The sequence below is a fragment of the Caenispirillum salinarum genome, from assembly GCF_044803115.1.
Lineage (GTDB): Bacteria > Pseudomonadota > Alphaproteobacteria > Rhodospirillales > Rhodospirillaceae > Caenispirillum > Caenispirillum salinarum_A.
The window spans coordinates 3476164-3498423 of record NZ_CP085224.1; the positions used below are offsets into that span (position 1 = coordinate 3476164).

Below are 22260 nucleotides of genomic sequence, written 5' to 3' on the forward strand. Positions count from 1 at the left end.
CGCCCGCCCTACGGTCACCCCCTGCGGCCATCGTAATTGTCGGCAGAGCGGCCATCCTGGTTGTCGCTGGGCACTGCGGACTCCCCTGAACCCCAGGACGGCACTGTGAAGCACGGCACGATCGCCTGGCTCGTCCGTGAGTACATGGCGAATACCCGCGAGATCGGCCGGGCGAAGCCGTACGAAGAACTCGCGAAACAGACGAAGGCGAATTACAAGAGATTTCTGAATGATTTCGTCGACAGATTCGGGAGCCTGCGGATTGCCTCGTTCACACGCCCTGTGATCGTCAATTACTATCTCAGCACGCCCAAAGGATCTCGAGCCACCTGCCAGGCGGTTCTCGGGAATCTTTTCAGCTTTGCGTACAACCAAGGAATCGTCGACGTACCAAACAAAGCAGCCGAGCTCGGCGCAAGAAAGGGCAGGCCAAGAAAACAATACTGGCACCCAGATGATATGGAAGCCATTCGCATTGCCTGCACCAAGCACAGAGAGGGCGATGCCGTCTGGGATGGCATCCAATTGACTCTCTACACGGCGCAACGGGTGAGCGATGGCCTGAGCTTTCGCCGATCGCACATGGTCGGGCGAATCTGGGAATTCCAGCAACAGAAAACGCGCAAGGAAATGTCGATCCCGATTCATAAGGAACTGGACCGCATTATCGAAGCCGCAAGAGCCGATGGGCGCGATCACCTCGTTGCATCCAGCACCGGCAAGCGGGTGCCTTACAAGACGTTCGAGGATTGGTTTCGACAAATCCGGGATCTGGCTGAGCGTCCGCATCTCCAACTCCGGGATCTCCGACGGACGGCCGCCACCACGCTGAAGAATCTCGGGATGGATGATGACAGCATCATCGCCATGACCGGCCACACGAAGAAGTCGTTCGAGGAGATGATGCGCGAGGTCTACGTCGTGAGAACGCCGGAGCAAGCTCAGCCTGCGATCGACGCCTGGGAACGGCGCGTCGATGCGGACCAAGCGGCAGTTCCGGATTGTGAGACTGAAGAGTCCACATAAAGCACCGGCGGGAGGCAGCGTCGTCGCATACACGTCGATATTGAAGGGCGCGGATCGGGATGAGGACAGACCTCATCCCGGTCTTCTGATTCTGGCCCTCGCGTTCGCATCAGGATATGGGAGAGTATGTCGCACGGGCCGCCAGACCGGTCCTCCGGACCGCCGAAAAAACCGTTTCGAAGCCGATACAGTGCAACGCGTTGCAAAAATCACGGAGTTTCCCCCGCCGATGACCACCGCCCTCTCCTACCCCGACGCGCTGATCCGCAAGGTTCTTCAAGGCACTAAGACCATCGCCATGGTGGGTGCCAGCACCAACTGGAACCGGCCCAGCTACTTCGTCATGAAGTACCTGCAGGAGAAGGGCTATCGCGTCATTCCGGTCAACCCGGGCGCCGCCGGGCAGGAGCTGCTGGGCGAGGCGGTCTATCCCGACCTCAAGTCCATCCCCGAGCCCGTGGACATGGTCGACATCTTCCGCCGGCCCGACCATGTGCCGCCCATCGTGGACGAGGCCATCGAGATCGGCGCCAGGTCCGTCTGGATGCAGCTCGGCGTCGTCAACGAGGAAGCCGCGCAGCGGGCCGAGGCCGCCGGGCTGACCGTCATCATGGACCGCTGCCCCAAGATCGAATTCGGGCGCCTGGGCGGCGAACTTTCGTGGCAGGGCGTCAACTCGGGCATCGTGTCGTCCAAACCCCGCCGCGCCCCCGCCAGCGGCACGCCGGCGCCCAAGGCCGACGCCGCGCAGGGCCCGCAGCGGGAATACGGCTTCGAGACCCGCGCCATCCACGCCGGATCGGCCCCCGACCCGACCACCGGCGCGCGCACCACGCCCATCTACCAGACGACATCGTACGTGTTCGACGATGCCGATCACGCCGCCAACCTGTTCAACCTGCACACCTTCGGCTACATCTACTCGCGCCTGACCAACCCCACCGTCAGCGTGCTGGAGGAGCGGGTCGCCAGCCTGGAAGGCGGCCGGGCCGCACTGTGCTGCGCCTCGGGCCATGCCGCGCAGTTCCTTACCTTCTTCACGCTGCTGGAGCCGGGCGACGAGTTCGTCGCCTCGCGGAACCTCTACGGCGGGTCCATCACCCAGTTCGGACTGTCGTTCAAGAAGCTGGGCTGGACTTGCCACTTCGTCGACCCGACCGACCCCGAGAACTTCCGCAAGGCGCTGACGCCCAAGTGCAAGGCCATCTTCCTGGAGGCGCTCGCCAATCCCGGCGGCATCGTGGTGGACGTGGAAGCCGTGGCGAAGATCGCCGACGAGGCCGGCATTCCGCTCATCGTCGACAACACCATGGCGACCCCCTACCTGATGCGCCCCATGGAGTACGGCGCCGACCTGGTGGTGCACTCCACCACCAAGTTCCTGGGCGGCCACGGCAACGCGGTCGGCGGCGCGATCGTGGAAAGCGGCAAGTTCGACTGGGCGCGCAACGACAAGTTCCCGTCGCTGGCGAAGCCCGAGCCCGCCTATCACGGCCTGACCTTCTACGAGACCTTCGGCGACTTCGCCTTCACCACCAAGGCCCGCGCCGTCGCGCTGCGCGATTTCGGCCCGTCGCTGTCGCCACAGAACGCCTTCCTGACCATCACGGGCATCGAAACCCTGCACGTCCGCATGCAGCGCCACTGCGAGAACGCCCAGAAGGTCGCGGAATACCTGGAAGATCACCCGCAGGTGGCGTGGGTGAGCTATCCCGGCCTGTCCTCCAGCACGTTCAAGGGCCTGGTGGAGAAGTACCTGCCCAAGGGCTGCGGCGCGGTGTTCACCTTCGGCGTGAAGGGCGGATACGAGGTCGGCCGCCGCGTGGTGGAAGGAACGGAGGTGTTCAGCCACCTCGCCAACATCGGCGACACGCGCTCGCTGATCCTGCACCCGGCATCCACCACCCACCGCCAGCTGACGGAAGAGCAGCAGATCGCCGCCGGCGCGGGGCCGGACACCATCCGCCTGTCCATCGGCCTGGAGACGGTCGACGACCTGATCGCCGACCTGGACGCGGCGCTGACGGCGGCGGCTTCGTAACGGGCCACCGCTCCTTAGTGCAGGTCGGGCAGATAGAAGGTGGTGAACGGCGTGCGGTAATGGACGGCGGCGGCGAAGCTGTCGCGCAGGAGCGTCGCCAGCGCCGGCTGGCGGGCCATCTGCCCGGCGATGGTTTCCGCCAGCCGCCGCGCCTCGTCCACCAGATCCCGCTCGCACTGGCCGTCCTCGGTGGTGAAGGCAGTGTCCAGAAGCTCGTCGATGGCGGCATGACAGCGGGCCACGGGTTCGCGGGCGGTGTCCAGGCTCCGGCAGCGCGCCATGAGCGCCTCCACCTTCAGGCGGCGGAACTCGTGGCGGTAGTCACGGTAGCTCCCCATGCAGGGCCTCCCTGTTGGCCGCACGCCCGGCCGGGCGAGCGAAACGGATACGGGAGTCATTTCACCCGGCAGTCGTGTCCAGCGTCAATTACCCCTGACGGCGAGGCTTCCACAGGCCTGGAAACGCAGGTGCCTCAAGGCCTTCGCGGCCGAAGGGGGTAGAGGCACGGGCAGGGAAAAGAGGCACCGCCCGCGCTGGATGGAGTCGCAGTGTCCCCTATTCCCACTCCATCTGCATGTAGACCTGCTGGGCATTGCGGCCGCCAATCTCGTCCGCCACGGCAAGATGGGACCAGTCGCTCTGGTCGACGGCGACGGCGGCGTTCGCATCCCCGCCCTCCTCCAGCACCGTGCCGACCTGCTCGCGCAGGTGAGCGAGGTAGTCGCGCGTCTGTCGGGTCGCCTTCGCCAGATCGCCGGGCGCGCCGTGGCCGGGAACGATCACCGCCGGATCGTGCGCGGCCAGGGCGTCGAAGGCTTCCAGCCAACTGCGCGAGTCCGACTGCGGTCCGACGCCCAGCATGCGGTCCATGTAGACGATGTCGCCGGAAAACAGCACCCGCTGTTCCGGCAGCCAGACGAACGCATCGCCCGGCGTGTGCGCGGGACCGGCGTGATGGAGCACCAGCGGAACGCCGCCGACCGTCGTCTCCAGCGTGTCGGAGAACGTGGCGTCGGCGTGCGACAGGTCGGTGCCCGCGATGACGTCCTCGCCGATCAGCCGGCGCATGGTGGCGTACTGCGCATCGGACCGGTCGCGCTGGTCGGCGACGGCGGCCTCCGACGCGATGACGGTCGCGCCGCGCGTCTGGAACCAGGCGTTGCCGAACCAGCGGTGATCCTGGCCGCCGGTGTTGATGACGGTCGTCACCGGCTTGTCGGTCACGGTCGCCACGGCGTCGGCGATTTCCTCGGCGCCGGCGGCGCTGCCGCCGCTGTCGATCAGCACCACGCCGTCGTCGGTGACGATGGCGCCGAAGGTGGCGTTGTTGCCCAGGTTTTCGGGCGAGCGCTGCTCCAAGGGGCCGACGAGCGCATAGACGCCCTCGGCCACCTCCTCCACGTCCAGCGCGGCGGCCGGCGTCGTCAGCAGAACGCCGGCCGCAAGCGCGGCACCGATGATGGTGTTTCGCAAGCCTGTCATGCCAAGCCTCCCCGTATCGTTCTTGTCGATGAGAGGAGACAGTGTAGCGGAAACGGCCTGCTATATCCGTATTTTCTGATATTAGATGGCCCGGTCACTCCTCCACGTCGATGACCAGCAGCAGGTCCTTGGCCTCCACCTGCGATCCGGCGCCGGCGACGACCTTCTCGACCGTGCCCGAGACCTCGGCGTGCAGGCTGGTTTCCATCTTCATGGCTTCCAGCGTCACCAGCAGGTCGCCCGGCGTCACCTTCTGGCCGGCCGAGACCGCGACGGTGGACACCAGCCCCGGCATGGGCGCGGCGAGGTGGCCGGGGTTGTTCTCGTCGGCCTTGGGCCGGGCGGTGGCGTCGCCCTTGCCGGCCTCTTTCACCCGCACCGTGCGCGGCTGACCGTTCAACTCGAAGAACACCAGCCGAGAGCCGTCCTCGTGCAATTCGCCGACCGCCTGACAGCGGATGACCAGCGTCTTGCCGGGCTCCAGGTTCACCGACACTTCCTGCCCGGTGCCCATGCCGTAGAAGAAGACCTCCGTCGGCAGCACGCTGGTATCACCGAACTCTTCCCGATGGGCGGCGAAAGTGTCGTAGACCTGCGGGTACATGAGGCGCGAAGCCAGGTCGGCCTCCGTCGCGCCCTCCTCCAGCTTGGCGCGCTCGGCGTCCAGGTCCACCGGCGGAAGCTCCGCACCCGGTCGGTCGTGGCGCGGGGCCTCGTCCTTCAGGACCTTCTTCTGAAGCTCTTTCGGGAAGCCGCCCGGCGGATGGCCAAGGTCGCCCCGGAACAGCGAGATCACGCTGTCGGGGAAGCTGATGTCCTTCTCGGGGCTAAGCACGTCCTCGCGCGTCAGGCCGCCGGTGACCATGGTCAGCGCCATGTCGCCGACCACCTTGGAGGTAGGGGTGACCTTGACGATGTCGCCGAACATCTCGTTGACCTCGGCATAGGCGCGGGAGACCTCGGGCCAGCGGTCGTCGCCGATGCCCAAGGACCGCGCCTGTTCGCGCAGGTTGGTGTATTGGCCGCCCGGCATCTCGTGGCGGTAGACGTCGGACGTGCCGGAGCGGATGTCGCTCTCGAACGGCCAGTAGAGGCGGCGCGCCTGCTCCCAGTAGGTGCTCATCTGGCGCAGCACGGGGGCCGGCAGGCCGGTGTCGCGCGCGTGCCCCCGGAAGCAGGCCGCGAGCGAGCCCAGGTTTGGCTGGCTGGTCAGGCCGGACATGCTGTCGATGGCGCCGTCCAGCGCATCCACCCCCGCTTCTGCCGCCGCCATGAGCGACGCCGCGCCGAAGCCCGAGGTATCGTGCATGTGGAAGTGGATGGGGATGCCGACCTCCTGCTTCAGCGTCGACACCAGCTTGCGGGCGGCGAAGGGCTTGCAGACGCCGGCCATGTCCTTGATGCCCAGCACATGGGCGCCCATGCGCTCCAGCTCCTTGGCGATGTCGACGTAGTATTTCAGGTCGTACTTGTGGCGGGCCGGGTCGTCGATGTCGCCCGTGTAGCAGACGGCGGCCTCGCAGATCTTGCCCGTTTCGCGCACGGCATCCATGGCGACACCCATGTTCTCCGTCCAGTTCAGGCTGTCGAAGACGCGGAAGACGTCGATGCCGTTGTCCGCCGCCTGATGGACGAAGTGGCGCACCACGTTGTCCGGATAGTTGGTGTAGCCGACGGCATTGGAGGCGCGCAGCAGCATTTGAAGGAGGATATTGGGCACGAGCCGGCGGATTTCCCGCAGGCGCTCCCACGGGTCTTCCTGGAGGAAGCGCATGGAGACGTCGAAGGTCGCCCCGCCCCAGCACTCCAGGCTGAACAGTTGCGGCAGGCCGCGCGCGTACAGGGGGGCGGCGTCCATCATCTCGAAGCTGCGCATGCGGGTCGCCAGAAGCGACTGGTGGGCATCGCGCAGGGTGGTGTCGGTGACCAGCAGGCGAGTTTCCGCCTTCATCCACTCGGCGAACTTTTCCGGTCCCATCTCATCGAGCAACTGCTTGGTGCCGGCCGGCGGCTCCTGCGGCAGATCGGGGCCCGGCACCGGAGCGTGCGGCTGCGGCGGGATGGTGTCGGGCAGCTTGCGGCCCTTCATCTCGGGGTTGCCGTTGACGATGACCTCGCCGATGAACTTGAGCAGCTTGGTCGCGCGGTCGCGCCGGGCGGGATGCTCCAGTAGCTCGGGCGTTTCGTCGATGAAGCGCGTCGTCACCTCGCCGGCCAGGAAGGTGGGGTGCATGACCACGGCTTCCAGGAACGGCAGGTTGGTGGCGACGCCGCGGATACGGAACTCCCGCAGCGCGCGGTCCATGCGCTTGGCGGCCTCCACCGGCGTCGGCCCCCAGGCGGTGACCTTCTCCAGCAGGCTGTCGTAGTAGCGGGTGATGACGGCGCCGGAATAGGCCGTGCCGCCGTCCAGCCGGATGCCGAAGCCCGTCGCCCCGCGATAGGCGGTGATGCGGCCGTAGTCGGGGATGAAGTTCTGGTCCGGGTCCTCGGTGGTGACGCGGCATTGCAAAGCGTGGCCGTTCAGGCGGATGTCCTCTTGCGCCGGCACGCCGCTTTCCTCGGGCACGCCGATGCGGGCACCCTGGGCGATGAGGATCTGGGCCTTGACGATGTCGATGCCGGTGACCTGCTCGGTGACCGTGTGTTCCACCTGGACGCGGGGGTTGACCTCGATGAAGTAGAAGGCGCCGGTCTCGGCGTCCATCAGGAATTCCACCGTGCCGGCGCCGGAATAGCCGCAATGCCGCACCAGCCGCAGGCCGGCGGCGCACAGGTCCTTGCGCTGCTCGGGCGACAGGTAGGGCGCGGGCGCGCGCTCCACGACCTTCTGATTGCGGCGCTGGACGGAGCAATCCCGCTCGAACAGGTGCACGGTGGTGCCGTGGGTGTCGCCCAGCACCTGCACCTCCACATGGCGGGCGCGGCGGACGAGCTTTTCCAGGTACACCTCGTCGTTGCCGAAGGCGGCCTTGGCCTCGCGCTTTGCCTCGGTGACGCGGCGGGGAAGCTCCTCGGCGCTTTCCACCACGCGCATTCCGCGGCCGCCACCGCCCCAACTGGCCTTCAGCATGAGCGGATAACCGACAGCCTCCGCCAGTTTCGCGCATTCGTCCATGTCGTCGGGCAGCGCGGGCGTGGCGGGCACGACAGGCACCCCGGCCTCCTCCGCCAGCGTGCGGGCGGAAACCTTGTTGCCCAGGCTGCGCATGACGCCGGGGTCGGGGCCGATGAAGGTGATGCCGGCCGCGGCACAGGCGTCGGCGAAATCGGGGTTCTCCGACAGGAATCCGTAGCCGGGGTGGATGGCGTCCACCTTGGCTTCCTTGGCGATGCGCAGGATGTCGTCGATGTCCAGGTAGGCAAGCACAGGCCCTTTGCCCTCGCCCACCAGATAGCTTTCGTCGGCCTTGAAGCGGTGCAGGCCCAGGCGGTCCTCGTGGGCGTAGATGGCGACGGTGCCGATGCCAAGCTCGGTGGCGGCGCGGAAGACGCGGATGGCGATCTCGCCGCGGTTGGCGACCAGCAGGCGCTTGAAGGGGCGGGGCGCGGCGGCGGCGTGAGCGGCGGACGGGGCGTCGGTCATGGAGCGTCGATCCTCGCGTCTGGGGTGGGGGCGGACGGCACAGCGGCACGGCGACGTCGTTCGATTGTCGGGCTTTGTAGCACATCTGGCCCCGCCCCGGCTGCGTCAAGTGGCGCCTGCGACCAAGGGCGGAGCGTTCCTTGCGCCAAAGCCGCACGACCATGAAAAATTCCGGGTTCCTCTCGCGCCCGTGAAGAGTCACACTGCCGTCGGGGGAAAGGTGTGGGGGAAACGAACAGGTGAACAGGCGCGGCACCCGTTTTCATCTCGGGGCCGAACGACGCTGGCTCATGCTGCTTGTTGCGGCGGTGCTGGCGCCACTGGCGGCCTTCCAGGCGCTGCACATGGGCGAGCAGCGCGCGGTTCTGGAATCGCACGAACACGTCTCGCTCGACGGCATCGCCCGGCACATCGGCGACCGGCTGGAGCTGGAGCTGACCACCGCCGCACGCCTGCTGGAGAGCCTGTCGACCCTGCCGCAGTTGTCCAGCCCCTACGCCGACGGCTGCGCCAGTGCGCTGGTCGGCATCCATGCGGGCCAACCGCATTACACCAACTTCTCCGTCGTCGACGCCACGCGCCATGTGGTGTGCAGTTCCGGCCCCCTGCCCGAGCCGGTGGACGTCAGCGGGTCGGAGAACATTCAGGCCGCCTTCGCCAGCGGGGGCCTGGGCCTGAGCGATTTCAAGACGGGCCTGCTGACCGGAAAGCCGGTCATCGTCCTGTCCCACCCCCTGTTCGGCCCGCGCGAGGATGCGGCCGGCCTGGCCCCGGGGGCGCAGGCCGTGCTGACGCGGCGGCAGGTGATCGGCACGCTGAACACCGGCCTCAGCCTGGACTGGCTGCAGCATATGCTGGAGCGTCGCCCCCTGCCCGACGGCACTCGGGTGACGGTGATGGCGCGCGACGGCCTGGTGCTGGCCTCCTCGGACCCCGAGCGGCCGCCGGGCTTTCGCGTCTCGCCGGCGGACCTGCGGCTTGCCACCACCGCCCTTGCCCTCAAGACCCACCCCGACCCGGACCACGAGACCGCCCGACACCGTGGCGAGGGTTTCCTGTCGGTTCACCAGGTCGGGGGCCTGCCCAGCGGTGCCGTGGTGACGGTGGAGCGCTCCGCCGCCGCCGCACTCGGCTCGGTCGATCGGCTGGCGCAATGGTGGCTGCTGGCCTTCGCCGCGCTGGCGGCGGTGTCGCTCGGCACCGTATACCTGATCGTCAACCACCTGGTGCTCAAGCGCCTGGACCACCTGTCGGACACCGCGCGGGGCTACGCGCGCGGCAACTACGACGGCCAGGCGGACATCTGGGGCGACAACAGCGGCCTGTCGGCACTCGGCCGCGATCTGGACGGCATGGCCGCCGACCTGGGCGCGCGCGAGCGGTCCCTGCGCAACGCGCTGGAAGACATGACCCGCGCGCGGGCCGAGACGGCGCGCTTCGCCTACATCGCCGCCCACGACCTGCAGGAGCCCCTGCGCGCCATCGGCGGCTTCACGCGCCTCCTGGAAAAGCGCCTCGGCCCCGTCGTGGCCGAGGACGAGACGGCGCAGGGCTACATGGGCCGGATCGTCGCCGCCGCCGAGCGCATGCGGATCATGTTCAAGGAACTGATGGACTACGCGGTGATGGACAGCGGCGAGCGCCGTCGCGAGTCCGTGGACATGGAAACCGTCGCCCGCCGCGCGGCCCTGCACCATCCCGATGCCGACATCCGTATCGGGCGGCTGCCCGTTGTGGCGGGCGATCCGCGTCAGTTGCAGCGGCTGATGGACCAGTTGATGGAGAACGCGGCCACCCACGGCCGCGAGGCCGACGCCGAAAAGCCGCCGATGATCGCCGTCTCGGCCCAGCGCCGCGGCGCGGTGTGGGAGATCTCGGTGCGCGATGACGGCCCCGGCATCCCCCCGCGCGACCGGGAAGCCGTTTTCCATCTGTTCAAGACGTTGAAAGGACGCGATAATTCCCCCGGCAGTGGTGTCGGCCTGCCCATGGCCCGCCGCATTGCCGAGTTGCACGGGGGCCGTATGTGGATTTCCGCCGATGCCGAGCGGGGCTGCGACGTCCGTTTCACCCTGTGCGCCCGTCCACCCGCAGACGGCTCCGCCCCCGGCAGCGGCGCCGAGCCCGGATCGACCTCTCAAGACGGAGTTGCCGCCGCATGAACGCCCAGCCCCTGTTCCTTCTGGTCGAGGACAACCGGGACGACGCGGAATTGACCCGCGAGGCCCTGAAGGAAGCCGATCCGCGGGTGACCCTGGAATGGGCGCGCGACGGCGAGGAATGCCTGGAATACCTGCGCAGCGACAAGCCCGAGCCCGACCTGATCCTGCTGGACCTGAACATGCCGCGCATGGACGGCCGCGAGGCGCTGCGTGAGATCAAGGGAAACGAGGCGTGGCGCCACATCCCGGTGGTCATCCTGACCACGTCGGAGGCCGAGGCGGACGTGATGGAAAGCTACCGGCACTTCGCCAACGCCTACATGGTCAAGCCCATCACCATCGACGACCTGATCGACATCATGACCCAGCTGTCCACCTTCTGGCTCAACAGCTTCGTGCGCCGGCCGGCCGCCATCTGACGCAAGTGCTGCCTCAGCGCGTCAGCGCCGCGAACAGCGTCGGCAGCTTTTCCGGCAGGCGCTGGACGTGGTCCACCACGGTGTAGGCGTTGCCGCCGAAGATGCGTGCGACGTACTGGTCGGCCAGCGGGTCCAGGCTCAGGCAGTAGGGCGCGATGCCCGCCGCCCGCAGGTCCTCCACCGCATTGCGGGCGTCGTGGCGCAGGTATTGCGGGTCGCGCTCGTCAATGTCGGCGGGCTCTCCGTCCGTCAGCACCAACAGCAGCTTGTGCTTTTCCGCACGCCGGCGCAGGTGTCGCCCTGCGTGACGCATGGCCGCACCCATGCGGGTGGAGAGCCCCCCGCGCATCCCCGCCAGACGGCTCTTGGCCTCGACCTCGAAGGGCTGGTCGAAGTCCTTGAAGCGGGTGTACCGCACGTCGTGCCGACCGTCGGAGGCGAAGCCGTGAATGGCGAAGGGGTCACCGATGCCGTCCACCGCCGTCGCCACCAGCGCACAGGCCTCGCGCGTCAGGTCCAGCACCGTGCGCCCCTCCCTGCCCTCGCCGTCCTCCTCCCCGCGCACGGGGTCGTTGGTGGACTCCGACAGGTCCAGCAGCACCAGGGCGCAGAGATCGCGCCGGTTGATGACCCAGCGCTGGGTGATGCGCGGGTCCGGGTCGCGGCCGAGGCGCAGCATCACCATGGCGTCCACGGCGGCGTTAATGTCCAGGTCATCGCCATCCTCCAGCCGCCGTTGCCGCACGATGCCCTGGGGCCGCAGGCGGTCGACGATCTGGCGGATGCGGTGGGTCACGCCCTTGTGGGCCGTCAGTAAGGCGTCGATGGTCGCCGGGTCGCCGCGCGGCTGGCGACGTTCCGTCACCGTCGTCCAGTTGGGGCGGTAGAGCTGCACCTGGTAGTCCCATTCCGGGTAGTGCACGGGGTCGGAGACGGGCTCGCGGCCCTCCCTCGCGTTGTAGGAGACGCCGTCGTCCTCGTAGGGGAACAACTCGCCGTCCAGCGTCCAGATTTCCTGGGCGTCGTCGCCGGCGGTTTCGGTGTCCACCTCGTTGATGAACTCCATCAGCCCGACGCGCCGGCGCACCTGGTCCTTGCGATCAGGCACCCAGGCCGTCGCGTCCCGCCAATCCACCGCATCCGTCGCCCAGAGGAAGCGGTTGTCGTCGCGATACGGAATGCGCAGGGTCTCCAGAATGCGCAGCGACGGCAAGGCCTTGCGCTCGGTCAGCAGGTCGAACAGCGCCACCGCCAGGTCTTGCGACAGGTCCGGCGTCTGTTCGGCGGCGCCGTGGAAGCGGTCGGCGATGGCGTCCACCGGCGCATCCCCCGTGTGCGCCTCCGGGTCCAGCAGCGCCACCGCCAGGCGCTCCAGCAGCGGCATGGTGTCGTGCTCCGGATGCGGCGTGCCGGCGGCGGGCATGAGCGACAGCCACAGGCGCTTGAGGCCCGGAAACTCCCGCGCCGCCGCCGCCTCCACCCGCGCGTCCTCGAAATATCCCACCAGGAACCGCGCCGCCGGCGCCAGGTCGCGGCCGGGCGGCGGGGCGGGCGTGTGGACGATCTGGGCGGCCATGTGCGCGGCCATGGCGCGGTAGACGTCGATGCCCGACACCTCGCCCACGGCATCCACCGCATCGGGCAGGTGCAGGGCGCGGTCCTCGATGAAGGGGCGGAAGCCCGGCGTATCGGCCGCCGCCGGCCGCAGGAAGAAGGCGCGCGCCCAGAAAGCCATGAGAGTGAAGTTGAGCCTGCGCTGGCTGTCGACGAACAGCGTTCCGCGCCTTTCTGCCTGCAACACGGCCTTGCTGTCCTCGCTCTGGAGGCCGAAGTAGGCCGCCTGCCGCGTCAGGTCCCGCCCGTAGGCCTCGGCGCCGAAATCCGCCCAGCGGCGCAGGCCGGACAGCGTGAGCTTGCCCAGCAACTCGTCCAGGTTTTCCAGCATGGGCCGCAGCCCGCGCGGCGCCTTGGCCGACAGGCGATGTAGCAATGCGAGGTAGCCGCGCAGCAGGTCCGCGTCCGCCATGCGCGCCGCCGCCGAGGGCAGCGTCGCGAAGACCAGCGTCAGAACCTCGCCGGAGGTCATGGAGGACAGCTTCATGACCGCCGTCACGCAGTCGGGCACCACGTCCTCGCCGCACTCCCGCGCCACCTGGGGCATGGCCTCCATGTAGGTGGCGACCAGCTCCGATCCCCGCCCCAGCCCGGCCAGCGCGCGGGCGCCGTCCAGCCAGGCGGTCAGGCCGGCGGGAGAAAAGATGCGGGATGCCTCGTGCACTGTGGCGTCCAGCGTGCCGGCCAGGTCGGGCGCGGCGGTGCGCAGGTCTTCCAGGTCGTCGGCGGTCATGGCGGGCCTCGCGTTCTCGTACGCATCGACGATTGAAATCCTCGATGCTGCGTTCAGTCGGCACGCAGCCTCACGCGCCACAAGGCGCGGCGGCCGGTCGGCCTTGCCGGGCGACGAGTGTACGACTACTCGTGTCGCCCGGTATCACCCGAAGACGGTGTCGATGGCGGAATCGAGCGTGTCCAGCATGTCGGGGTCGTCCGTCAGCGGGCGCACCAGCGTCATGCGGCAGGCATCGGTGGCCGGGATGCCGCGCGTGATGAGCTGCCCGGCGTGGACCAGCAGGCGGGTCGACATGCCCTCGTCGAGCCCGTGGCCCTTGAGGTTGCGGCTGCGCTCGGCCACCTGGACCAGCTTGCGCGCCACATCGGCGGCGACGCCCGACTCATGGGCGACGATCTCCGCCTCCACGTCGGCCGGCGGATAGTCGAAGACCATGGCCCCGAAGCGCTGCTTGGTGGACTGCTTCAGGTCCTTCATCAGGCTCTGGTAGCCGGGGTTGTAGCTGATGACCATCTGGAAGTCGGGATGCGCCGCCACCTGCTCGCCCCGCTTTTCCAGCGGCAGGACGCGGCGGTGGTCGGTCAGGGCGTGGATGACGACCATGGTGTCCTGGCGCGCCTCCACCACCTCGTCCAGATAGCAGATGGCGCCGATGCGGGCGGCGATGGTCAGCGGCCCGTCCTGCCAGCGGGTGCCGTTGGCATCCAGCAGGAAGCGGCCGACAAGGTCGGATGCCGTCATGTCCTCGTTGCAGGCCACCGTGATGAGCGGCTTGCGAAGTCGCCAGGCCATGTATTCCACGAAGCGCGTCTTGCCGCAGCCGGTCGGGCCTTTCAGCATCACCGGCATCCGCGCGGCATAGGCTGCCTCGTAGACGCGCGTCTCGGCATCGACGGCGCGGTAATAGGGTTCCTCGGCCAGCATGTATTGCTGGGTGGTGGACAGCTCTGTTACGGGGGCATTCATGGCGGACCCTCCTGGTGAAACCGGCGGGGAAAGGCCGCGCGGGGCCGGAGCGTCGCGCGGCCGCCGCTCACGCCTCGATGGGGGCGCGGTGGACCAGCATGTTGGCGCCCTGGCTCTGGCGGATGTTGTCATAGCCGATGAGGCGCACGTGGTTGCCGGGATTGGCCGCCTTGCAGGCCTCGATCTCGGCCAGGATGCCGTTGACGTCGGTCTCGCCGAACATGGGCAGCTTCCACATGTACCAGTAGTTGCCGGTGGCGTACTTCGGCTCCGTGTGCTCGATGGCCGGGTTCCAGCCCTTGGAGACGATGTACTCGATCTGCTTGCGGATCTGCTCCGCCGTCATCGGCGGCAGGTAGGAGAAGGTGCCCAGCTTGCGGCTGGCGGGATCGGACAGGCGGGAGGGATAATCCTGGACTGCGCTGGTCATGGCTGAAATCTCCGAAACTCGAGGGGCTGGAAAGCGATCAACGGTGCGCCACGTCGAGCTTGTCGACGGTGTCGAACTCGAACCTGATCTCCTTCCAGGTCTCCATGGCCGTCTTCAGTTCGGGGCTGGCTTGCGCGGCATTGGTGAGGACGTCCTTGCCCTCGCGCTCCAGGTCGCGGCCCTCGTTGCGGGCCTGGACGCACGCCTCCAGCGCCACGCGGTTGGCGGCAGCACCCGCGGCGTTGCCCCAGGGGTGGCCCAGCGTGCCGCCGCCGAACTGCAGCACCGCGTCGTCGCCGAAGATCGACACCAGGGCCGGCATGTGCCAGACGTGGATGCCACCCGAGGCCACCGGCAGCACGCCGGGCATCTGCCCCCAGTCCTGATCGAAGAAGATGCCGCGCGAGCGGTCCTCGTGCACGAAGCGGTCGCGCATCTGGTCGATCCAGCCCAGCGTCGCCTCGCGGTCGCCCTCCAGCTTGCCGACGACCGTGCCCGAGTGCAGGTGGTCGCCGCCCAGCAGGCGCAGCATCTTGGCCAGGATGCGGAAGTTGATGCCGTGGCGCGGGTTGCGGTCGATGACGCCGTGCATGGCGCGGTGGACGTGCAGCAGCAGACCGTTGTCGCGGCACCAGCGCGCCAGGCTGGAATGCGCCGCCCAGCCGACCGTCAGGTAGTCGCTCATGATGATCGGCGTGCCGATCTCCTTGGCGTACTCGGCGCGCTTGAACATCTCCTCGATGTTGGGCGCCGTGACGTTAAGGTAGTGGCCCTTGCGCTCGCCTGTCTCCTTTTCGGCCTTCTCGATGGCCTCCTGGCAGAAGTCGAAGCGGTCGCGCCAGCGCATGAAGGGCTGGGAGTTGACGTTCTCGTCATCCTTGGTGAAGTCCAGGCCGCCGCGCAGACACTCATAGACGGCGCGGCCGTAGTTCTTGGCCGACAGCCCCAGCTTGGGCTTGATGGTGCAGCCCAGCAACGGACGGCCGTACTTGTCCATCTTGTCGCGCTCCACCTGGATGCCGTGCGGCGGACCGTCGCAGGTGGTGACGAACCACAGCGGGAAGCGCACGTCCTCCAGCCGCAGCGCGCGGACGGCCTTGAAGCCGAACACGTTGCCCACCAGCGAGGTGAAGACGTTGACCACCGAGCCTTCCTCGAACAGCCCCATGGGATAGGCGATGAAGGCGTAGAAGGCTTCGTCGTCGCCGGGCACGTCCTCCAGGGCGTAGGCGCGGCCCTTGTAGTATTCCAGGTCGGTCAGCAGGTCGGTCCAGACCGTCGTCCAGGTGCCGGTGGAGCTTTCCGCCGCCACGGCGGCGGCGGCTTCCTCGCGCGGGACGCCCGGCTGCGGCGTGATCTTGAAGACCGCCAGGAAATCGCTTTCCTTGGGGATGTATTGCGGCTCCCAGTACGTTTCCCGGTACTGCTTCACGCCGGCCGTGAACATCTTGCCCATCGTTCCACTCCCTGTGATGGCGCCGCGGAGCCTCGGCGCCCCGTCCCTGATGGCTTCGACGGTACGGGAGCGGGTCTATAAAGAAAAATTAGATGTTGTGGCGGTATCCATAAGCCTGGACTTATACATTTTCGCAAGCGAAAGCCGGCACCCCGGGTGGGGCGCCGGCCTCGCGGCATCGGCGGGTGGTGCCGTTCCTCTCGGAGCCCAACCCGAAACTCAGCGGCTGAGGGTGGGCGAGGGATTTTTTGCTCGGTCAGGCGCCAAACGCAGTCGATGCCGGCGGCATCGGCGAGGATTGGCACCGCAGCCGGGCGAAAAAAGCGCCGTCCAGCCGACCCGCCGGAATTTCGGGTTGGGCTCTCAGGGCTTCAGCGTGGCGTGCTGGGTCTGGAGGCCGGCATCGCGGATCAGCTCCAGCGCCACGTCGATGTCGGTGCCCATGGCTGTCCGGTTCTCCCGCGCGCAGGCACCGCGCAGGGAGTTGCGTTCCGCCTCGGCGTCGAGCGGCACCGTCTCCCAGCGCGCCTCCACCGCCTCTGCCACTGGCGAGCCGATGCTGGCCGTATTGGCCGCGGCGGGAATGAAGCCGCCGGCGTCCGTTTCCTCCAGCGGCTCCGCCACGCCCGACAGGCAGAGCGACGGCATGACGCCCAGGCCCTGGATGGCGTAGCCGGCGGGGCTGTGGAAGCGCGACCACGTCAGCTTCAGCTCCCCCTGGTTGGGCAGGCGGACGATGGTCTGGACCGTGCCCTTGCCGTAGCTGTTGGTGCCCACCAGCATGGCCCGGCCGCTGTCCTTGAGCGCGGCGGCCAGGATTTCCGACGACGAGGCCGAGCGCCCGTCCACCAGCACCACCAGCGGGCGGCCCTTCAGCAGATCGCCGGGGCCGGCGGTGTAGGACTGCATGCTGCCGGGATGCCGGCCGCGGGTGGAGACGATGGGCCCGCCTTCGAGGAACAGGTCCGCCACGCCGTAGGCCTGGTCCAGCAGCCCGCCCGGATTCCCGCGCAGGTCCAGCACCGCACCGGCCAGCCGGGGCTCGGCCGCCAGCGCGTCCTGGACGGCGTCACGGACCGACGCCGTGGTGGCGACGTTGAAGCGGCGCACCCGCACCACCGCCACGCCGTCGCGCACCTCCGCTTCCACCGAGGGCGGCACCACCCTGTCGCGCACGATGGTAACGTCCTGCGCCGGTCCGTCGGCACGCAGGACGGTCAGGGCGACTTCCGTATGGCGCGGCCCGCGCAGGCGGCGGCTCATTTCGGCCAGTTCCAGGTCGGCCAGGGCTGTACCGTCGGCGTGGGTGATCAGGTCGCCGGGCCGCAGGATGCCATCCGACGGGCCCTCGGCCATGACCTCCTTGATGCGAATCGGCCCGCCGTCGCGCACATAGCGCACGCCGATGCCGGAAAAGCCGTTGCGGCGGGAACGCTGCTTCTCGGCATCCTCGGGGGAATCATAGCGGCTGTGGGCGTCCATGCCTTCAAGCGCCGCGTCGATGATGGCCTCGTGAATGGCCTCCAGGCCCGCCGCCGCCAGCGCGTGGCTGTGATGGCGCATCTCGCGCGCGACCACGGCCACCATGCCCGCCCAGGCGCGGGCAACGTCGCCCTCCGGCAGCGGTGCCCCCAGAACCTGGAGCCCGTCGACGCTCAGCAGCGCCGCTCCATCCTCGACCGCCACCGCCACGGCAGGGTCGATTGTCGACAGGCCGGCGAGCCCGGCCAATGCGAGTTCGGGGATGGTGCGCGGCTCGATGGCGCGGTCGTGGATGGCCTGGAAGCCACGGCGCAACAGGGTGGCCGTCTCGCCGAAGTCGGCGTCTTCCGTGGCGAAGGGCGCCACCGGAGCCGGCGTGGCCGCAGCCGGTGCGGCGGCGGTTGCGGGCGCACCGGCGGGCAGAACGGCGGCCAGCCCCAGGGCCAGCCCCGCGATCAGGGACGATCGGACCATTTTTCGCTCTACTCTCCTCGGGAGGGGCGTCGTTGCGCGCCCTCGCGTTGGCCTAGCTCTTGTGGCTAGTTTCCTCCCTCGAAGGGTACAGAGGATGATCCCGAAAGTTCAAGACACCGCTGCAAAAAGTAACCGTTCGGCGAGCTTCCCGGAACGGGGACGCGCGTTGGTGTCGAGGAGCGGGATCGGCCCTTGCGCACCCTGTATGGCAGCCATGTTACATTGCAGCGCAGCATAAGCCAAAGGAGACCTTCGTATGAGGCACACCACCACCGCCCGCGGCCTGGACATCGACGCCCTGCGCCGGGAGTTCCCTGCGCTGTCCCAGGATTTCGTGTTCCTGGACAATGCCGGCGGCTCGGCGGTGCTGAAGCGGGTGGCCGACCGCGTTGCCGATTACCTGCTGACAACCAGCGTGCAGCTTGGCGCCTCCTACCGACCGTCGGCGGAGGCGGCGGAGAAGGTCGCCGCGGCGCAGGCGGCGGTGGCGCGGCTGCTCAATGCGCCGCATCCCGACGAGGTGGTCATGGGCGGCTCGACGACGCTGCTGCTTCACCTGCTGGGCGAGGCGCTGGAGCCCTCGGTGCGGCCGGGCGACGAGATCATCGTCACCGACGTCGACCACGAGGCCAACGTCGGCCCCTGGCGCCGGTTGGAAAGGGCGGGCGCGATAATCCGCGAGTGGCGGGTGAACCGCGACACCATGGACCTGGAGATGGAGGACCTTGAAGCCCTGCTGTCAGACCGCACCACCTGGGTGGCGGTGACGCACTGTTCCAACATCCTGGGCACCGTCGTGCCGGTGGCGGAGGTGGCGCGGCGTGTCCACGCCGCCGGGGCGCGGCTGTGCGTGGACGGCGTCGGATATGCGCCGCACCGGCTGGTGGACGTGCAGGCGAGCGGCGCGGACGTCTACGCACTCAGCTTCTACAAGACCTTCGGGCCGCACTACGCGGTGATGTGGGCGGGCCGCGACCTGCTGGACGCCCTGCCCGGCCTCAACCACTATTTCATCACGGACGCGCCCGGAAAGCTGCAGCCCGGCAGCGTGAACTACGAACTGGTCCACGGCTGCGGCGGCATCGCGGATTATCTGACGGACACCGGCCGGGCGCTCGGGGCGGCGGGTGACGACCGCGCGCTGATGGCGGCCGCCTTCGACGCCTTCACCGCCCACGAGGACAGGCTGTCGGAGCGGCTGCTGTCCTACCTGCGCGGCCGTCCCGACGTTCGCATCCTGGGCCGGCCGCGCGTCGGCAACGGCGACCGGGTGCCGACCATCAGCTTCACCGTCGGCAACCGCACGTCCGAGGACATCGTGCGCCGGGTGGACCGCCACGGCATCGGCATCCGCTTCGGCGACTTCTATGCCAAGCGCCTGATCCCGGCGCTGGGCGCGGACCGCAATGGCGGCGTCGTGCGCGTCTCCATGGCCCACTACAACACGGCAGGCGAGATCGACCGGCTCATCAGTGCCCTTGACGACGCAATGAAATGACCGGGAGCGGCAGGTTTTGCGCAACCTGGGGTCCCGGCTGACGTTGAGGAGGCATCGACATCTTCAGCAGAGGGGGCCTCCGCCGATGTTGGACGACGACCGGACCGCGACGCCGGCCGCGCACCCTGCCGAGCCCGCGCCCACCGACCGGGACACCCTCCGCACCCGCTATGCGGCGGTCCGCAAAAGAACGGAGGATCTGGCCGCCCGCCTGTCCCCCGAAGACATGCAGGTGCAGCCGCGCACCGAGTGCAGTCCAACCAAGTGGCACATCGCGCATGTGACCTGGTTCTTCGAGACCTTCATCCTGCGCGAGGTCTTTCCCAGGCGGAAGCCCTTCCACCCCGATTTCCCCTTTCTATTCAACAGCTACTACTGGGGCGCCGGCCCCCGTCAGCCGCGCCCCGAGCGCGGTCTGCTGACCCGTCCGCCGCTGGATGACGTGTATGCGTACAGACGCGCCATTGACGCGGACATGGACCGCCTCATCGCCATTGCCGAGCCCGACAGGTGGGCGGCCATGCTGCCGGTGCTGGAAGTCGGCCTGGCGCACGAGGAACAGCACCAGGAACTGATCCTCATGGACATCCAGGACCTGTTCTCGCGCAATCCGCTGCGCCCCGCCTACCGCCCGGCCGAGGCGGCGCCGGCTCCCGCCGGAACTGCGGCGCCGCTGCGCTGGCACGAGCATCCCGGCGGCATCGTCGGGATCGGCCACGCGGCGCCGGAGTTCGCCTTCGACAACGAGAGCCCGCGCCACGACGCCCTGCTGCGCCCCTTCCGCCTTGCGTCGCGCTGCGTCACCAACGGCGAATGGCTCGCCTTCATGCGCGACGGCGGGTACGAGCGGCCGGACCTGTGGCTCATGGACGGGTGGGCGACCGTGCAGGCGGAAGGCTGGCAGGCCCCGGAATACTGGGTGCGCGACAGCGACGGCGGGGACTGGCTGCAGTACGGGCTGACAGGCACCGGCCCCATCGACCTGGCCGCGCCGGTGGTGCATGTCTCGTTCTACGAAGCCGACGCCTACGCCCGCTGGGCCGGCGCCCGCCTGCCGACGGAGGAGGAATGGGAAGCCGTGGCCGCCGGCCTGCCGGTGGACGGGCATTTCCTCGCCGATCCCGCCCGCGATCCGCTGACGCCGCGCCCCGCCGCCGCCGCCGCCGCCGCCGGGCCGGTGCAGATGTTCGGCGACGTGTGGGAATGGACCGGCAGCCCGTACCGCCCCTACCCCGGCTACCGTCCGCCCGCCGGGACGCTGGGCGAGTACAACGGCAAGTTCATGAGCAGCCAGATGGTCCTGCGGGGCGGATGCTGCATCACCCCCGCCGGCCACCTGCGCCCCACCTACCGCAACTTCTTCTACCCGCACGAACGCTGGGCCTTCAGCGGCGTGCGCCTGGCGGAGGACTGCTGATGCCGCGCGAGACCCTCGACACCGTAAGCCCGACAGTAACCGACATTCCCGAGGTGCTGGCGGATTTCATCGACTACGGCCACGACGCCGACACCTTCCAGCACGACGTCATCACGGGCCTGGGCGCGGCGCGCAAGGCGATCCCGCCCAAGTACTTCTACGACGAGCGCGGCTCGCGCCTGTTCGATGCCATCTGCGAACTGCCGGAATACTACCCGACCCGGACCGAGGTGGGGCTGCTGCGCACCCACGCGGACGAAATCGCCGCCCTGCTCGGCCCCGATGCCTGCCTGGTGGAGTTCGGCTGCGGGTCCCTGACCAAGGTGCGCGTGCTGCTGGACGCAGCGCCGGACCTGGGCGGCTTCATCCCCGTCGACATCTCGCGGGAGCACCTGCTGGCAAGCGCCGTGTCGCTGGCCGAGGATCATCCGGGGGTGGAGGTGGCCGCCGTCTGCGCCGACTTCACGAAGCCCATCACCCTGCCCCCGGCCGCGGCGCGGCGGCGGCGGGTGGGGTTCTTCCCCGGCTCCACCATCGGCAACTTCGAGCCCCGCGACGCCCTGGACTTCCTGCGCACGGCGGCGCGGCAACTGGGCACCGGCGGCGGCATGGTGATCGGCGTCGACCTGGTGAAGGACGCCGATGTGCTGCGCGCCGCCTACAACGACGCCCAGGGCATCACCGCGGCCTTCAACCTGAACCTGCTCAGCCGCATCAACCGGGAACTGTGCGGCAGCTTCGAGCCGCGCCACTTCCGCCACGACGCCGTGTGGAACGCCGACAAAAGCCGGATCGAGATGCACCTGATCAGCCGCCACGCCCAGCGGGTGCACGCCTGCGGCCGGTCCTTCGCCTTCGCAGAGGCGGAAACCATCCATACCGAGAACAGCTACAAGTACACGGTGGACGGCTTCAAGGCCCTGGCCGAACAGGCCGGCTTCGCCCACCGCAAGACCTGGATGGACGACGACGGCCTGTTCAGCCTGCATTACCTGGACGTGGTTTAGCCCTTCTGCGGGATGATGGCATAGGTGCTGGAGACGTGCCCGGCCGGCGCCGCGTCGCCGTCGGCCCGGATGGTGACCTCGCCGAAGGCCATGGTGCGGCCCAGCTTCAGGAGACGCGCTTCGGCGATGACGTCGCGTTCCGCGATGGCGCGCATGAAGCTGGTGGTCTGGGTGACGGTGGTCATGGGCCGGAATTCCCCGAAGGCGCCGGAGATCAGGAACACCATGGAGGTATCGGCCAGCGCCATGATCGCCTGACCGCACACCGTGCCGCCGACGCGGGTCAGGCGCTCGCTGAAGGGCATGCGGACCACCGCCCGGTCGGCGCCGGCGTGCTCGATGGTCAGGTTCAGGTCCTGGACCCAGGGCGCGAACAGGCTGGTCTTCATCTCTTCCGTCTGCTCGCGGGTAAGGCCGGTCATGGACGTCTCCCTGTCTTGTGTTGGCTCGCCCTCCGGTTTAAC

General features: G+C 68.5%; 16 protein-coding genes. 7 read left to right on the forward strand and 9 right to left on the reverse strand.

Annotated features, from left to right (window positions below):
- Nucleotides 1-105 precede the first annotated feature (105 nt).
- Both LG334_RS15965 and LG334_RS15970 read left to right on the forward strand, forming a co-directional pair.
- Complete coding sequence (locus LG334_RS15965) at nucleotides 106-1026, forward strand: tyrosine-type recombinase/integrase (RefSeq protein WP_404379555.1); 921 nt, start codon at nucleotides 106-108, stop codon at nucleotides 1024-1026.
- 229 nt (nucleotides 1027-1255) lie between these two features.
- Nucleotides 1256-3067, forward strand: coding sequence for an O-acetylhomoserine aminocarboxypropyltransferase (locus tag LG334_RS15970; protein ID WP_404379557.1), 1812 nt, complete (start codon nucleotides 1256-1258; stop codon nucleotides 3065-3067).
- Between the two features lie 14 nt (nucleotides 3068-3081).
- On the opposite strand, the gene LG334_RS15975 is transcribed toward LG334_RS15970, so the two are convergent.
- From LG334_RS15975 to LG334_RS15985, 3 genes are all read right to left on the reverse strand, one after another.
- Nucleotides 3082-3405 (reverse strand): hypothetical protein, encoded by a 324-nt coding sequence (locus LG334_RS15975; protein WP_404379558.1) that lies wholly within the window; start codon nucleotides 3403-3405, stop codon nucleotides 3082-3084.
- 217 nt (nucleotides 3406-3622) lie between these two features.
- The gene (locus tag LG334_RS15980; RefSeq protein WP_404379560.1) at nucleotides 3623-4549 is read right to left on the reverse strand and encodes an MBL fold metallo-hydrolase; all 927 of its coding nucleotides are present in this window, start codon (nucleotides 4547-4549) and stop codon (nucleotides 3623-3625) included.
- A gap of 94 nt (nucleotides 4550-4643) precedes the next feature.
- A complete protein-coding gene (locus LG334_RS15985; protein ID WP_404379561.1) occupies nucleotides 4644-8135 on the reverse strand; it encodes a pyruvate carboxylase in 3492 nt (1163 codons plus the stop codon).
- A 290-nt stretch (nucleotides 8136-8425) separates the two neighbouring features.
- Between LG334_RS15985 and LG334_RS15990 the strand changes: the two genes are divergently transcribed.
- Together LG334_RS15990 and LG334_RS15995 are read left to right on the forward strand one after the other, a co-directional pair.
- Nucleotides 8426-10297, forward strand: coding sequence for an ATP-binding protein (locus LG334_RS15990; RefSeq protein WP_404379563.1), 1872 nt, complete (start codon nucleotides 8426-8428; stop codon nucleotides 10295-10297).
- On the forward strand, nucleotides 10294-10716 hold the full coding sequence (locus LG334_RS15995; RefSeq protein WP_404379565.1) for a response regulator: 423 nt from the start codon (nucleotides 10294-10296) through the stop codon (nucleotides 10714-10716). Before LG334_RS15990 ends, LG334_RS15995 begins: the two co-directional genes overlap by 4 nt.
- 13 nt (nucleotides 10717-10729) lie before the next feature.
- Here the strand turns inward: LG334_RS15995 and LG334_RS16000 are convergent, their stop codons facing one another.
- The 5 genes from LG334_RS16000 to LG334_RS16020 all read right to left on the reverse strand — a co-directional run bounded on the left by LG334_RS16000 (nucleotide 10730) and on the right by LG334_RS16020 (nucleotide 17874).
- The gene (locus LG334_RS16000) at nucleotides 10730-13063 is read right to left on the reverse strand and encodes a nitric oxide reductase activation protein NorD (protein ID WP_404379566.1); all 2334 of its coding nucleotides are present in this window, start codon (nucleotides 13061-13063) and stop codon (nucleotides 10730-10732) included.
- Between the two features lie 144 nt (nucleotides 13064-13207).
- Nucleotides 13208-14032: a CbbQ/NirQ/NorQ/GpvN family protein gene (locus LG334_RS16005; protein ID WP_404379568.1), complete on the reverse strand. Its 825-nt coding sequence runs from the start codon at nucleotides 14030-14032 to the stop codon at nucleotides 13208-13210.
- Between the two features lie 67 nt (nucleotides 14033-14099).
- Nucleotides 14100-14462, reverse strand: a complete 363-nt coding sequence (locus LG334_RS16010; protein ID WP_404379569.1) for a ribulose bisphosphate carboxylase small subunit — start codon at nucleotides 14460-14462, stop codon at nucleotides 14100-14102.
- A gap of 37 nt (nucleotides 14463-14499) precedes the next feature.
- Complete coding sequence (locus LG334_RS16015) at nucleotides 14500-15918, reverse strand: form I ribulose bisphosphate carboxylase large subunit (RefSeq protein WP_404379571.1); 1419 nt, start codon at nucleotides 15916-15918, stop codon at nucleotides 14500-14502.
- Nucleotides 15919-16281: 363 nt separating this feature from the next.
- The gene (locus LG334_RS16020) at nucleotides 16282-17874 is read right to left on the reverse strand and encodes a S41 family peptidase (RefSeq protein ID WP_404379572.1); all 1593 of its coding nucleotides are present in this window, start codon (nucleotides 17872-17874) and stop codon (nucleotides 16282-16284) included.
- 256 nt (nucleotides 17875-18130) lie between these two features.
- Here LG334_RS16020 and LG334_RS16025 point away from each other — a divergent pair, with 256 nt between their 5' ends.
- The 3 genes from LG334_RS16025 (at nucleotide 18131) to egtD (ending at nucleotide 21796) form a co-directional block, all read left to right on the forward strand.
- Complete coding sequence (locus LG334_RS16025) at nucleotides 18131-19372, forward strand: cysteine desulfurase-like protein (RefSeq protein ID WP_404379573.1); 1242 nt, start codon at nucleotides 18131-18133, stop codon at nucleotides 19370-19372.
- A gap of 85 nt (nucleotides 19373-19457) precedes the next feature.
- The gene (gene egtB / locus LG334_RS16030; protein ID WP_404379575.1) at nucleotides 19458-20789 is read left to right on the forward strand and encodes an ergothioneine biosynthesis protein EgtB; all 1332 of its coding nucleotides are present in this window, start codon (nucleotides 19458-19460) and stop codon (nucleotides 20787-20789) included.
- Nucleotides 20789-21796: an L-histidine N(alpha)-methyltransferase gene (gene egtD / locus LG334_RS16035; protein WP_404379577.1), complete on the forward strand. Its 1008-nt coding sequence runs from the start codon at nucleotides 20789-20791 to the stop codon at nucleotides 21794-21796. Before egtB ends, egtD begins: the two co-directional genes overlap by 1 nt.
- Here the strand turns inward: egtD and LG334_RS16040 are convergent.
- Nucleotides 21793-22218, reverse strand: a complete 426-nt coding sequence (locus LG334_RS16040) for a PaaI family thioesterase (protein WP_404379578.1) — start codon at nucleotides 22216-22218, stop codon at nucleotides 21793-21795. The genes egtD and LG334_RS16040 overlap by 4 nt on opposite strands.
- Nucleotides 22219-22260 lie beyond the last annotated feature (42 nt).